Below are 13,680 nucleotides of genomic sequence, written 5' to 3' on the forward strand. Positions count from 1 at the left end.
GACCGGCATGCACGTATCCGACGCCCCCGACCGCATCGTCCGCGCCCGCTTGCCCCGGTGGCTGTTGCCCCGACAGTGGCCCGCCAGTGGCGGCCAGCCAGCACTGGCCGATCTGCACAGCGCCCAGGGCCTCATGCAGGGCATGGTCCCGCACGACCCGGCGCGCCCCCTGCCTGCGGGCACCACCTGGGACGTGGGTGGCGCCCTGGTTCTGCCGGGCCTGGTAGACGCCCACACGCACCTTGACAAGGCCTTCACCCTACCGCGCATGGCCACGGTGAAACCCGGCCTGCTGGGCGCCATCGAAGCCATGATGGTGGACCGCCAGGATTGGACTGAGGCCGACATCCGCGCCCGCGCCAGCCGCGCCCTGCAATGGGCGTACGACGCCGGCGTGGTGCACCTGCGCACGCACTGCGACTGGTGGGAGCCAGAGGCCCAGCCGCTGGCGTGGAACGTACTGCGCGAGCTCGCGCAGGAATGGACCGGCCGCATCACGCTGGAGCGCGTGGGCCTGATCCCGCTGCACCTGTACACCGAGCGCAGCGCCGCCATGCACCTGGCGCGCACCGTGGCCCAAAGCGGGCCCGGCGCCCTGCTGGGCGGCTTCGTGCACTCGACCAACTGGAACCCGCAGGCCCTACGCCACCTGTTCGAGGCCGCCCAGCATCAGGGCCTGAACGTGGACCTGCACGTTGACGAGGAACTGCATCCCTGTGCGCTGGGCCTCCCCACCACAGCCACGCTGTTGCAGGAGCTGCGCTTCGAAGGCCACGTAGTCTGCGGCCACACCTGTGCGCTGGCCGCGCATGACGAGGCCACGGCGCTGGCCACCCTCGATGCGGTGGCGCGCAGCCCCATCACCCTGGTCACCCTACCCATCACCAACCTGCTGCTGCAGGACGCCACCACCGGCCGCACCCCGCGCCAGCGCGGCCTCACCCTGGTCAAGGAAGCGCATGCGCGCGGCATCCCGGTGCTGGTGGCCAGCGACAACGTGCAGGACCCCTTCTGCCCCGTGGGCAGCTTCGACCCGCTCGAGGCCCTGGCTTGTGGCGTGCTCGCCGCGCAGCTCGAAGCACCGTTCGACCGCTGGTCCGAATCGCTGTGCCGCGCCGACTGGCTGCGCCGGGGCCCGGACGAACTGCCGTTGCAGCCCGGCAGTGCGGCCGACCTGGTGGTCTTCAACCAGGCCGACCGCTGGGGCTTTCCCTCGCGCACCCAGCCCCGCGTGGTGCTGCGCCAGGGTCGCGTTGCGAGCGGCCATGCGAGCGCCGCATGGCACGTGGCCAACACCCGATCCACCCCGACCCCAACTCTCACCTCATGAGCGCCCCCGCACCCACTACCTCGGGCATCGCCCAGCCCCTGGCCCGCTACGCCGCCTGGCGACGCGCGGGGGACATGGTGTTCCTGTCCGGGGTCATTGCGGTCGACCCGGCGGCCAGCCGCATCGTGCGCGGCTATGCCGATATTCCCGACGAGGCGGCCACGCTGATCGGCCGCACGGGCGAGTTCAGCGGCGACTTCAAGGAGGGTCCCATCCTCTCGCAGAGCTGGTATGTGCTGGACCGCATCCGCCTGACCATCGAGGCCGCTGGCGGGCAGATGTCCGACGTGATCAAGCTGGTGCAGTACTTCAAGAACCTGGACCACTTTCCCCAGTACAGCCGGGTGCGCAAGCTGTTTTTCACGGGCGAACCCCCGGCCTCCACCGTGGTGGAGGTCAGCGGCATGCTGCCTGCCCCCGACATCCTCATCGAGGTGGAAGCCACGGCTTGGCTGCCGCCGCGCTGACCGCGCCGCCCCCTTCCCGCACCGCATCGCCTTCAAGAAAGACCTGTCCCATGCTGCACGGCTACAACCCGCCCCACCGCTACCTGCCCTACCTGAGCTGGACCGAGATCGTCGATCTGCCGGACAAGGAGAACACCGTTGTCGTGCTGCCCACGGGTGCCACCGAGCAGCACGGCCCTCACCTGCCCTGCGCGGTGGACACGGTGATCAGCGCGGGCGTGGTGGGCCATGCGCTGGCCCGCCTGCCGGCCGAGGTGCCGGCCTTTGCCATGGCGCCCATCACTTACGGCAAGTCGGAGGAGCACCTGCACTTTCCGGGCACCGTCACGCTGAGCGGCGAAACGCTGCTGGCCACCATGAACGAAGTGGGCGAATCGGTGTACCGCGCGGGGTTTCGCAAGCTGCTGTTCGTCAACGGCCATGGCGGCCAGCCGCAGGTGATGGAGATGTGCGCCCGCGAACTGCGCCTGCGCCATGGCGATTTCATCGTGGTGCCCAGCTTCACCTGGCGCGTGCCGCACGTGGCAGGCCAATACCTGTCGGACAAGGAAAAAAAGCTGGCCATGCACGCGGGCCATGCCGAGACGGCGCTGATGCTGGCGCTGGCGCCCGACACCGTGCACATGGAGCGCGCAGTCGTCAACTACCCGCCCGTCTTTGAGTCGCCCCTGCTCTCGCCCGATGGTCGGCCCGCCTGCGCCTGGAGCGCACGCGACTTCGGGCCCAGCGGAATCATCGGCGACCCGCTGCCCGCCACGGCCGAGCAGGGCCACGCCATCCTCGATTCGCTGGCCGTGAGCTGGGCAGCTGCCATCGCCGAGCTGCACCACCTGCAATGGGCTGCACGGCGCGAGCCCACCTGGGGCCGCGCCAGCCACACGGGCCATGTCGAAACCACGCCGGCCTGAAGCCTGCAAGGCGCGGACCGCACGCCCCTCTGTCTCCCTCTCCCATCACCCTACCGGAGTATTTGCCATGATGAAGACTGCCTCCTGCCTTTCCAAACTTGGTGCAGCCGCGCTGCTCGGTCTTGGTGCTATCGGTGCCGCCCACGCACAGGAAAAGTTCACCTACATGACCAACTGGTATGCGCAGGCCGAACACGGCGGCTTCTACCAGGCCCTGGCCACGGGCCTGTACAAGAAGTACGGCCTGGACGTGACCATCAAGATGGGCGGCCCGCAGGTCAACATCGTGCAAATGATGGCCGCAGGCCAGGCCGAGTGCGTGATGGGATCGAGCGACCTGCAGATGATCCAGATGCGCGAGGGCGGCGTGCCCGTGACCACTGTGGCCGCCGTGTTCCAGAAAGACCCGCAGGTGCTGATCGCACACGACGACGTGAAGAAGTTCGAGGACCTCAAGGGCAAGACCATTCTGATCGCTTCATCCGCCCAGCGCGGCTACTGGCCATGGCTCAAGGCCAAGTACGGCTTCACCGATGCACAGTCCCGCCCCTACACCTTCAACATCCAGCCCTTCGTGGCCGACAAGAACACGGCGCAGCAAGGCTACCTGACCTCCGAGCCCTTCGCGATCGCCAAGGCGGGCGTCAAGGCCAACACCCTGATGTTCAGCGACCAGGGATACCCGGCCTACGCCACCACGATCTCGTGCATGGAAAAGACGGTGAAGGAGCGCAGCGCCGCGGTGGCTTCGTTCGTGAAGGCCTCGATGGAGGGATGGAAAAGCTACCTGGCCGACCCGGCGCCGGCCAATGCCCTGATCAAGAAGGACAACCCCAACATGACCGACGAACAGCTGGCCTACAGCGTGGCCAAGCTCAAGGAGATGGGCATGGTCACCGGGGGCGACGCGGCCAGCATGGGCATAGGCACCATGACCGACGCCCGCGCCAAGGCGAGCTACGACTTCCTGGTGGACGCCAAGCTCATCGACCCCGCCAAGGTGAAGCTTGCCGATACCTACACCACCAGCTTCATGAAGGACCTCAAGGTCCTGCCCTGACCCTGCACAGCCCTGAAACAGCGGCCGCGCCGGCAGCATGCCGCGCACGGCCGGCCGCATCCATCGAAAGTCGATCGTGACCTCCGCTGAAAAACCGCCGGTGCCGCCAGGCCCCCGTTCCCGCGCCCCCACACCTGCCGTGGAGGTGCTCTCTGCCGAGAAGACCTACCCCGATGGCACGCAGGCTCTGCTGCCGGTGGAACTGTCCATCGAGGAAGGGGAGTTTGTCACCCTGCTGGGCCCCTCGGGCTGTGGCAAGAGCACGCTGCTCAAGATGGTGGCAGGCCTGCTGGAGCCGACCGACGGGCGGCTGCACCTGTGGCGCAAGCCCGTGGCGCGCCTCGACGACAGTGGCAAGAAGATGGCGTTCGTCTTCCAGTCGCCCACGCTCATGCCCTGGGCCAGCGTGCAGACCAATGTGCGCCTGCCACTGGATCTGGCGGGCGTGCCACGCAAGGAGGCCGATGCCCGCGTGGAGGAGGCGCTGGCGCTGGTGGGCCTGTCGAAATTCGCGAGCACGCTGCCCCGCGCATTGTCGGGCGGCATGCAGATGCGCGTCTCCATCGCACGCGGCCTGGTGACCCAGCCCGACCTGCTGCTCATGGACGAACCCTTTGGCGCACTGGACGAGATCACGCGCCACAAGCTCGATGCCGACCTGCTGGACCTGTGGCGCAAGAAGAAGCTCACCGTGATTTTCGTGACGCACTCGATCCACGAGGCCGTGTTCCTCTCCAGCCGCGTGGTGATGATGGCAGCGCGACCGGGGCGCGTGGTGGATGCGTTCCACATCGACGCCCCCTACCCGCGCACCGCCGACTTCATGGTGTCGCCCGAATTCAGCCGCTATGCAAAGCTGCTGCAGGACAGCCTGCTGCGCGCAAGCGCCCACGTCGAGGAGGCCCTGGCATGAGTACCCCCTTCCCGTCTTTCCCTGCCGCGCCGGTGCCCGCACCGGCAGGTACGACCATTGCCACGCCCGCGCGCAGCGCGCAACCTCCGCGAGCGCCCGCGCCCCCGCGCAGCGCCGCTACCCGCACGCCGCTCATGGCGCAGCCGCGCGTGCAGCGCGTGGTCTACCCGCTGCTGGTAGGCCTGGTGCTGATAGCGCTGTGGCAAGGCCTGGTCACCGGGCTGGAGCTGCCGCCCTACCTCGTGCCCTCGCCGCTGCTCATGATGAAGACCCTGATCACCGACTGGGCGGCGCTGGGGGCCTCCCTTTGGGTCACCCTAAAGATCACCGTCCTGGCCTTTGGCGTGGCCACGGTGGCGGGGGTGCTGATCTCGTTCCTGTTCGTGCAGAGCAAGCGCATCGAGACCGCCTTGTTCCCCTATGCCGTGCTGCTGCAGGTCACGCCCATCGTGGCGGTGGCGCCGCTCATCATCATCTGGGTGAAGGACCCGACCCTCTCCATGGTGATCTGCGCCGCGCTGGTGGCGCTGTTCCCCATCATCAGCAACACCACGCTGGGCCTGCGCAGCGTGGAGCCCGACCTGCAGAGCTACTTCAAGCTCAACCGCGCCACCCGGCTGCAGACGCTGCTGCGCCTGCGCATCCCGAGCGCGCTGCCCTACTTCTTCGGCGGGCTGCGCATCTCGAGCGGCCTGGCACTGATCGGCGCCGTGGTGGCCGAGTTCGTCGCGGGCACGGGCGGCACCGGTGCAGGCCTGGCCTACCAGATCCTGCAGGCGGGCTTTCAGCTCAACATCCCGCGCATGTTTGCCGCGCTGCTGCTGATCTCGCTCACCGGCGTCGCGCTGTTCGTGCTGATGGCCTGGCTCACCCGCCTTGCACTGGGCAGCTGGCACGCCAGCGAGAACTCGCAGGACTGAGTAACCCACGCATTCCCCGGCCACGTCGTGCCAGACGCGCGGTGTAGGCCCCCTTTTGCCCAAAGAGGCCGATTGATTCTGGAGAGACGCACCATGACCGCCGCCCGCACCACCACCGCCGCCCACCAGCTGCCCGGCCTGCTGCCCGTCCTGGACTGGATTGCCGACCCGCTGCGCGTGGGCCGCCTGTCGCAGGACTTCGCCTGGTTCAGTCCCGTGCTCAAGCGCGACCTGTCTGGCAAGCGCGGAGACATCGCGGTGCGACCACGCACAGAAGACGAGATCCGCCAGGTGGTCGCAGCCTGCGCACGTGCTCAGATCCCCATCACCGTGCGCGGCAGCGGCACCGGCAACTACGGCCAGAGCACGCCACTGCATGGCGGCGTAATCCTAGACCTGAGCGGCTACAACGGTTTTGGCTGGGTGCACGGTGGCGTGGGCCGGGCGCAGGCGGGCATCCGCCTGTCGGACTTCGACGCGCAGGCCAAGCCCCTGGGGCAGGAGCTGCGCTGGCTGCCCTCCACATACCGCAGCGCCACGCTGGGCGGGCTGTTTGGCGGCGGCTTCGGCGGCGCAGGATCGATCAACCACGGCCCGCTGGCCGCCCCCGGCAACGTGCTGGCGGTGCGCGCGATGACGATGGAGCCCGAGCCCCGGGTCATCGAGCTGCGCGGCCCCGAGGCCATGCTGCTGCACCACACCTATGGCACCAACGGCATCGTGCTGGAGCTGGAGGTGGCCCTCACGCCCACGGTGGCGTGGACGGAGTGTATCGTCACCTTCGAGCAGTTCGACGCGGCGCTGGAGTTTGCCGACCGCTTTGGCAGCGCGCCGGGACTGGAGAAAAAAGAGGTGTGCTTCCTGGCTGCGCCCATCCCCGACTACTTCACCAGCCTGGCCGAGCACCTGCCCCAGGGCTGCCATGCGGTCATGTTGCTGGTGGCGCCGCACTCCGAGGCCGGCATGCGCGACATGGCCACGCGCCACGGCGGCCAAGTGCGCTACTGCAAGACGGCCGACGAGGTGGCCAAAAGCCACAAGACCCTGGTCGAATACACCTGGAACCACACCACGCTGCATGCGCTCAAGGTGGACAAGACGCTGACCTACATCCAGAGCGGCTTCACCCCTGCCACGCGAATCGAGCAGGTCAAGGCCCTGGAGGCGGCGCTGGGTGGCGAGGTGATGATGCACCTGGAGTTCCTGCGTACCAAGGAAGGCGCCTTCAACTGCAGCGGCCTGCAGCTCATCCGCTACAGCACCGAGGAGCGCCTCAACGAGATCATGCAGATCTACCGGGACCACGGCGTGCAGATCAACAACCCCCACGTGTACATCGTAGAAGACGGCAAGCAGAACAACCTGGACCCGGCCGTGGTGGGCGCCAAGCAGCGCTTTGACCCGCACGGCCTGCTCAACCCCGGCAAGCTGCGCAGCTGGGTGGCTCCTGCGGCTGTTGCGCAGCCGCGGCGCCAGACGGCCTGAGCAAGCCACTACCGATGGAACGAAGGGCATAGTCAGCTATTTGTCCAGTAGCCAGCCAGGTGCGACAGGCCCCGCGCTGGACCGCTGCTGGAAGACCTGCATGCCTGGTTCACCAGCATGCTGGGCAAGGTGTCGAGGACGTCGGAGCTCGCCAAGGCGATCGGCTACTCGCTGACACCCTGGAAGTCGCTGACCCGATACCGCGACGATGGTCGCATCGAGATCGATAACAACGCTGCCGAGCGCGCCTTGCGTGGTGTCGCTCTTGGAAGATCCAACTACCTCTTCATGGGCTCGGACGCCGGAGGTGAGCGGGCGGCGGCGATCTACAGTCTGGTGGAATCGGCTAAGCTGAACGAGCTCGACCCGCAGGCGTACCTGCGCGATGTGCTCTCACGCATTGCCGACCATCCCATCAACCGCATCGACGAGTTGCTGCCGTGGAATTTCGGCGGGCACCACGTCGAGCAACGACCGGCAGCCTGAACCACACGCGTCCGGGCTGCGCAACGAAGGACGACGCAGTGACTCTGCAAGGCACCGACCCGCGGATGATCGAAGCCCTCGAGGGCGCGAGCAGCTTGCAGCTCTACCAACTCAAGGCATTGATCGAAGGCATGCTGGCCGACCCACGCCGCGGCATTGCCGCTCGTGCGAACCTTCATCTTGGCCAGCCTGTGCACTTCGTCGACTTCCGCGATGGTCAGATGCGCCGTGGCAAGATCATCGCTGAGATCCTCCAAGGTTGTCGCATTTGCTAACCCAAGAGAATCAACGGCTTACGGCCGCCGTTTTCGAAGTTGCACCGCTTTCTTTCTCACAGTTCCGCGGGCGCGCAGGTGCAGCGAGGATCCAACGGCCGCTTCCGAGCAGGATCTCCGTCCGCTGTAGGTCGGCTTGGGGCCCGATTGCGACGGTCAGGCATCGTGACTTAAGGACCGCAATCAGTCTTTGGCCGCCGTAGACCCTCATCGGTTTGAAACACTTTGCGGACGGTTGTAGTTGTAGTACTTAATCGCTTGGCGGGTGGGCAGCGGCGGCCTCGGCTCGAAACCTTTCGCGTCCACGCCCTCGCGAAGCCTTTTGCGGGATTCCGCGATCAGTTGACACTGGGCAATGATCTAGAAAGAATCCATTCACACTTTTGGTGCAGAGGCCCCACGCTCACTGCACCCCGAGGCCCGAAGCACAGCACGGAGGGACCCAGTGAGAAATTCGGTCGAATCTGGCGAGTTCACCAAGAAGCAGGAGCTGGTGAGCTTCCTGTTCCTGTCCGTCGTGATGGCTCCCGTGCTCGCCGTGATGATCGTCGGGGGCTACGGCTTCATGGTCTGGATGGTCCAACTGCTTGCCGGCCCGCCCGGAAGCTGAGCCGCGATGCCCGCCGAAGTCCACATCAGCAGCCTTGTCGTGCATTCGACACCGCGTCGTGTGCAGAGCGTGGCGGAGGCAATTGCCCGCATGCCCGGGGCGCGCGTGCACGGCAGTTCTCCGGCCGGCAAGCTGGTCGTCACGTTGGACGCAGATAGCGCCGACGAGATGCACGGCCGGGTGGCCGCCATCCAGGGCACCGACGGCGTGCTCGCCGCCACCCTGGTCTACCAGTACGCCGATTCGGAGGAAGCGATGAACGAGGAACTCCCCGATGCCCATTGACCGGCGCGATTTCATCCGTCAGACGGCGGCAGCGACGGCGGGCGCCGTCGCCGGCATTCCCCTGCCGGGCCTGGCCCAGCCGGCGGCCACCATGGACCCGCATCCACCAGGCATCAAGTGGTCCAAGGCCCCGTGCCGCTTCTGCGGCACCGGCTGCGGCGTGACGGTGGGCGTGAAGGACAACCGCGTGGTCGCCACCCACGGCGACCCCGAGGCGGAAGTGAACCGCGGCCTGAACTGCGTCAAGGGTTACTTCCTCTCGAAGATCATGTATGGCGAAGACCGCCTCCTCAAACCGCTGCTGCGCATGAAGGACGGCAAGTACGCCAAGGACGGCGAGTTCACAACCGTCTCCTGGGACCAGGCTTTCGACGTGATGGCCGAGCAGTTCAAGCGCGTGCTCAAAGAGAAGGGGCCGACCGCGGTAGGCATGTTCGGCTCCGGCCAATGGACGGTGTGGGAGGGCTATGCGGCGCTGAAGCTGATGAAGGCGGGCTTCCGTTCCAACAACCTGGACCCGAATGCGCGCCACTGCATGGCCTCCGCCGCGGTGGGCTTCATGCGCACCTTCGGCATGGACGAGCCAATGGGCTGCTACGACGACATCGAGGCGGCCGATGCCTTCGTGCTGTGGGGTTCCAACATGGCCGAGATGCACCCGATCCTGTGGACACGGGTGACCGACCGCCGCCTGTCCAAGCCGGATGTGAAAGTGGCCGTGCTCTCGCCCTTCGAGCACCGCTCCTACGAGCTGGCCGACATCGAGCTGACCTTCACGCCGCAGACCGACCTGGCGATCCTCAACTACATCGCCCACCACATCATCAAGACCAACCGCGTCAACCGCGAGTTCGTCGACAAGCACACCGCCTTTCGCCTGGGCAATGCGGACATCGGCTATGGCCTGCGGCCCGAGCATCCGCTGCAGAAGGCGGCCAAGAATGCGGGGGACGCCGGCGGCGCCAAGCCCATCACCTTCGACGACTTTGCCAAGTTCGTGTCGACCTACGACCTGGACTACACCGCCAAGCTCAGCGGCGTCCCGAAGAACCGGCTGGAGGCGCTGGCCGAGCTGTATGCCGACCCGAAGATCAAGGTCATGTCCTTCTGGACCATGGGCTTCAACCAGCACACGCGCGGTGTGTGGGCCAACAACATGGTCTACAACATCCATTTGCTGACCGGCAAGATCTCCACCCCGGGCAACAGCCCCTTCTCGCTGACCGGCCAACCCTCGGCCTGCGGCACGGCGCGCGAGGTGGGCACCTTCGCGCACCGCCTGCCGGCCGACATGGTGGTGACCAATCCCAAGCACCGCGCGCATGCCGAGGAGATCTGGAAGATTCCGCACGGCACCATCCCCGACAAGCCGGGCTACCACGCCGTGCTGCAGAACCGCATGCTCAAGGACGGCAAGCTCAATGCCTACTGGGTGATGGTCAACAACAACATGCAGGCGGCCGCCAACCTCATGAACGAGGGCTATCCAGGCTACCGCAACCCGGACAACTTCATCGTCGTCTCCGACGTCTACCCCACGGTCACCGCGCTCACGGCCGACCTGATCCTGCCGGCGGCCATGTGGGTGGAAAAGGAAGGCTGCTACGGCAATGCCGAGCGCCGCACCCACATGTGGCACCAGCTGGTGAACCCGCCGGGCGAGGCGAAGTCGGACCTGTGGCAGCTGATGGAGTTTTCCAAGCGCTTCAAGATCGAGGAGGTGTGGCCCGCAGATCTGATCGCGAAGAAGCCCGAACTGCGCGGCAAGACGCTGTACGAGGTGTTGTTCCGAAACGGCGACGTCGACAAGTTCCCCAACTCGCAGATCGAGGCGGGCTACGAAAACGCCGAGGCCAAGGAATGCGGCTTCTACGTGCAAAAGGGCCTGTTCGAGGAGTACGCGAGCTTCGGCCGCGGCCACGGGCACGACCTGGCACCCTTCGACACCTATCACCAAACGCGCGGCCTGCGCTGGCCGGTGGTGAACGGCAAGGAGACCCGCTGGCGCTACAAGGAGGGCTATGACCCCTATGTGAAGGCCGGCACCGGCTACCAGTTCTACGGCCACCCGGACGGCAAGGCGCTGATCTTCGCCCTGCCCTACGAGCCGCCGCCAGAGGTGCCCGACAAGGAATTCCCCTTCTGGCTCTCGACCGGTCGCGTGCTCGAGCACTGGCATTCGGGTTCGATGACGCGGCGCGTGCCCGAACTGCACAAGGCGGTGCCGAACGCCGTGTGTTACATGCATCCGGAAGATGCCAAGGCGCTGGGCGTTCGGCGCGGCGTCGAGGTGGAGATCGCCTCGCGGCGCGGCAGCATGCGCACGCGGGTGGAGACACGCGGGCGCAACAAGCCGCCGCAGGGACTGGTGTTCGTGCCCTGGTTCGACGCCAGCCAGTTGATCAACAAGGTCACGCTCGACGCCACCGATCCGATTTCCTTCCAGACGGACTTCAAGAAGTGCGCCGTGAAGATCACCAAGGTGTGACGCGCACGAAGCCGCCATGAAGCTGCGCCAACTTCTTCCCCTCTTGGGCCTGCTGGCCGTCGTGGCAGGTGCGCAACCTGGCACCGGCCTGGTGGACGCGGCGCGCGGCCCGGTGGCGGTGGACAAGCTCACAGATCCGCCGCGCCTGGCCAACGCGATCAACGACGACGTGCGCCGCCCACGCAACTACGACATGCAGCCGCCCACGATTCCGCACCGGGTGGACGGCTACCAGATCGACAAGAACTTCAACAAGTGCCTGGACTGCCATGCGCGGGCCAAGACCGAGTTCTCCCTGGCCATCCCCGTCAGCCCCACGCACTACCTGGACCGGGCCGGCAAGGTGCTGCCGCAAGTCTCGACGCGGCGCTATTTCTGCATGCAGTGCCACGTGCCGCAGGACCCGGCACAACCCATCGTCGGCAATGCCTTCGAAGGCGTCGCTGCGCCGACCGGGAAATGAGAGGCAGGAAGCCGCACCATGATCGAACGCCTCAAGCGCTACTGGACCATCATCCGCCGCCCCAGCGTTCATTTCAGCCTGGGCTTCCTCACGCTGGGCGGCTTCATCGGCGGCATCATCTTCTGGGGCGCCTTCAACACCGCGATGGAGCTGACCAATACCGAGAAGTTCTGCACCGGCTGCCACGAGATGCGTGACAACGTCTTCGTCGAACTGAAGTCCACTATCCACTACACCAACCGCTCCGGCGTGCGCGCGATGTGCTCCGACTGCCACGTGCCGCACGACTGGACCGACAAGATCGCGCGCAAGATGCAGGCCTCCAAGGAGGTGTGGGGCAAGATCTTCGGGACCATTTCCACCCAGGAGAAGTTCCGCGACAAGCGGCTCGAGCTGGCGCAGCGCGAGTGGGCCCGCTTCAAGGCGAACGACTCGCTGGAATGCCGCAACTGCCATAACTACGAGTCCATGGACTTCACGCGCCAGAGCGTGCGCGCGCAGAACATGCACACGACCTACCTGGCCAACAAGGAGAAGACCTGCATCGATTGCCACAAGGGCATCGCGCACCATCTGCCGCACATTCCGCCGGGCCAGGGGCCCTCGGATTCGCCCGGCCAGGTGGTGCCGAAGGAAGGCGGCGAGGCGCTGGCGCCCACCGCCGACCCCGCTGGCGAAAAGAAGGGTGGCTGAGGTCTTGCAGCAGATGCTCTCCGTTCGCGACCTGGCATGCACGCGCGCCGGGCGCCCAGTCTTTTGCGGGCTCACATTTTCGGCACAGGCCGGCCAGCTCGTGCAGGTGCGCGGCGCCAATGGCAGCGGCAAGAGCAGCCTGCTGCGCCTGCTGTGCGGACTCTTGCCGCCCGCGCGCGGCGAGGTGCACTGGCAGGGCCGAGCGATCGCGGCGCAGGGCGCAGACTACATCCGGCAGTTGGCGTACCTGGGCCATGCGGATGGGTTGCGCGGGGAACTCACCCTGCGCGAGAACCTTGATTTTTCACTGCATATCGCCGGGAGCCGGCCCGATGCCGCCTTCTGCCGTGCCGTGCTGGATCGGCTGCAACTGGCGGGGCGCGAGCACGATCAGGTGCGGCTGCTCTCGCAAGGCCAACGGCGCCGCCTCGCGCTGGCCCGCGTGCTGCTAAGCCGGCGCCCGCTGTGGCTGCTGGACGAGCCGCATGCCGGCCTGGATGCGGACGGCGAGCAGGTGCTCGACGCCTGCCTGGCCGAACATGTGCAAGGCGGCGGCCTGGCGGTGGTGGCGACGCACCGGGCCGGCAGCGGCGAGGCCCTGGACATGGACGAGATGAACGATGCCATTCGCAGTGATCCCGATCATCGGCCGTGAACTGCGCACGGCGGCGCGGCGTCCGATGGACGCGCTCGGCGCACTGCTGTTCTTCGCGGTGGTCGGCACGCTGTTCGCGCTGGCCGTCGGGCCCGATCCGGCCCTGCTGCGCGCCATCGGCCCGGGCGTGGTCTGGGTGGCGGCGCTGCTCGCGCTGCTGATTTCGCTGCACCGGCTCTTCCTGCCGGAACTTGAGGACGGCGTGCTGGAGCAACTGCTGCTGTCCCCGCGTTCCCTGCTCGGACTGGTCTGGGCCAAGGTCGCGGCGCACTGGCTCGTGACCTGCCTCCCGCTGCTGCTGGTGGCTCCTCTGCTGGGCCTGCAATTCGAACTGTCGGCGCCGTCGATCGCGATCCTGCTGGCCTCGCTGCTGCTGGGCACGCCGACCTTGTCGCTGCTGGGCGCGCTCGGCGCTGCCCTCACCCTGGGCCTGCGCGGCAACGCCTTGCTGGCGCTCATCATGCTGCCGCTGTGCGTGCCCGTGCTGGTCTTCGGCAGCGGCGCAGTCAGCGCCGGCCAGCAGGGCATGTCGGCCGGCCCGCACCTGTCGATCCTGGCCGCCTGGCTGCTGCTCGCAGCCTTGCTGTGCCCGTGGGCGGTTGCGTCCGCGCTGCGGCTCGCGCTCGAATGAGAGGCCAAGCG

Annotated in this window: 15 protein-coding genes and 1 pseudogene; all 16 read left to right on the top strand. The window is 66.9% G+C overall.

Annotated elements, in window-relative coordinates; translation table 11 throughout:
- Nucleotides 1-7 precede the first annotated feature (7 nt).
- The 16 genes and pseudogenes from ACIPRI_RS14040 (at nucleotide 8) to ccmB (ending at nucleotide 13,669) form a co-directional block, all read left to right on the top strand.
- A complete protein-coding gene (locus tag ACIPRI_RS14040) occupies nucleotides 8-1,330 on the top strand; it encodes an amidohydrolase family protein (RefSeq protein ID WP_446622059.1) in 1,323 nt (440 codons plus the stop codon).
- A complete protein-coding gene (locus ACIPRI_RS14045) occupies nucleotides 1,327-1,797 on the top strand; it encodes a RidA family protein (RefSeq protein ID WP_446622060.1) in 471 nt (156 codons plus the stop codon). The genes ACIPRI_RS14040 and ACIPRI_RS14045 overlap by 4 nt, the downstream gene beginning before the upstream one ends.
- Before the next feature lie 50 nt (nucleotides 1,798-1,847).
- Nucleotides 1,848-2,705 carry a creatininase family protein gene (locus ACIPRI_RS14050; protein WP_446622061.1) on the top strand — a complete coding sequence of 286 codons (858 nt, stop codon included), beginning with the start codon at nucleotides 1,848-1,850 and terminating at the stop codon, nucleotides 2,703-2,705.
- 67 nt (nucleotides 2,706-2,772) lie between these two features.
- Entirely contained in the window at nucleotides 2,773-3,765 is a 993-nt protein-coding gene (locus tag ACIPRI_RS14055; protein WP_446622062.1) for an ABC transporter substrate-binding protein, read from the top strand.
- A gap of 76 nt (nucleotides 3,766-3,841) precedes the next feature.
- On the top strand, nucleotides 3,842-4,678 hold the full coding sequence (locus ACIPRI_RS14060; RefSeq protein ID WP_446622063.1) for an ABC transporter ATP-binding protein: 837 nt from the start codon (nucleotides 3,842-3,844) through the stop codon (nucleotides 4,676-4,678).
- 134 nt (nucleotides 4,679-4,812) lie between these two features.
- Nucleotides 4,813-5,598, top strand: a complete 786-nt coding sequence (locus ACIPRI_RS14065) for an ABC transporter permease (protein WP_446622106.1) — start codon at nucleotides 4,813-4,815, stop codon at nucleotides 5,596-5,598.
- Between the two features lie 93 nt (nucleotides 5,599-5,691).
- Nucleotides 5,692-7,083, top strand: a complete 1,392-nt coding sequence (locus ACIPRI_RS14070; protein WP_446622064.1) for an FAD-binding oxidoreductase — start codon at nucleotides 5,692-5,694, stop codon at nucleotides 7,081-7,083.
- Between the two features lie 72 nt (nucleotides 7,084-7,155).
- A pseudogene (locus ACIPRI_RS14075) lies at nucleotides 7,156-7,569 on the top strand (IS66 family transposase); the annotation flags it as partial.
- A gap of 38 nt (nucleotides 7,570-7,607) precedes the next feature.
- The gene (locus tag ACIPRI_RS14080) at nucleotides 7,608-7,844 is read left to right on the top strand and encodes a hypothetical protein (RefSeq protein WP_446622065.1); all 237 of its coding nucleotides are present in this window, start codon (nucleotides 7,608-7,610) and stop codon (nucleotides 7,842-7,844) included.
- Between the two features lie 445 nt (nucleotides 7,845-8,289).
- Nucleotides 8,290-8,454 carry a periplasmic nitrate reductase, NapE protein gene (gene napE / locus ACIPRI_RS14085; RefSeq protein WP_446622066.1) on the top strand — a complete coding sequence of 55 codons (165 nt, stop codon included), beginning with the start codon at nucleotides 8,290-8,292 and terminating at the stop codon, nucleotides 8,452-8,454.
- 6 nt (nucleotides 8,455-8,460) lie between these two features.
- Entirely contained in the window at nucleotides 8,461-8,739 is a 279-nt protein-coding gene (locus ACIPRI_RS14090; RefSeq protein WP_446622067.1) for a chaperone NapD, read from the top strand.
- Complete coding sequence (napA, locus tag ACIPRI_RS14095; protein WP_446622068.1) at nucleotides 8,729-11,227, top strand: periplasmic nitrate reductase subunit alpha; 2,499 nt, start codon at nucleotides 8,729-8,731, stop codon at nucleotides 11,225-11,227. The genes ACIPRI_RS14090 and napA overlap by 11 nt, the downstream gene beginning before the upstream one ends.
- Before the next feature lie 16 nt (nucleotides 11,228-11,243).
- Nucleotides 11,244-11,690, top strand: a complete 447-nt coding sequence (locus ACIPRI_RS14100) for a nitrate reductase cytochrome c-type subunit (RefSeq protein ID WP_446622069.1) — start codon at nucleotides 11,244-11,246, stop codon at nucleotides 11,688-11,690.
- A gap of 18 nt (nucleotides 11,691-11,708) precedes the next feature.
- Nucleotides 11,709-12,383 carry a cytochrome c3 family protein gene (locus ACIPRI_RS14105; RefSeq protein ID WP_446622070.1) on the top strand — a complete coding sequence of 225 codons (675 nt, stop codon included), beginning with the start codon at nucleotides 11,709-11,711 and terminating at the stop codon, nucleotides 12,381-12,383.
- A 13-nt stretch (nucleotides 12,384-12,396) separates the two neighbouring features.
- On the top strand, nucleotides 12,397-13,038 hold the full coding sequence (gene ccmA, locus ACIPRI_RS14110; protein WP_446622107.1) for a cytochrome c biogenesis heme-transporting ATPase CcmA: 642 nt from the start codon (nucleotides 12,397-12,399) through the stop codon (nucleotides 13,036-13,038).
- 25 nt (nucleotides 13,039-13,063) lie between these two features.
- Nucleotides 13,064-13,669 (top strand): heme exporter protein CcmB, encoded by a 606-nt coding sequence (gene ccmB, locus ACIPRI_RS14115; protein WP_446622108.1) that lies wholly within the window; start codon nucleotides 13,064-13,066, stop codon nucleotides 13,667-13,669.
- Nucleotides 13,670-13,680 lie beyond the last annotated feature (11 nt).

It is taken from the genome of Variovorax sp. LARHSF232, from assembly GCF_052871435.1.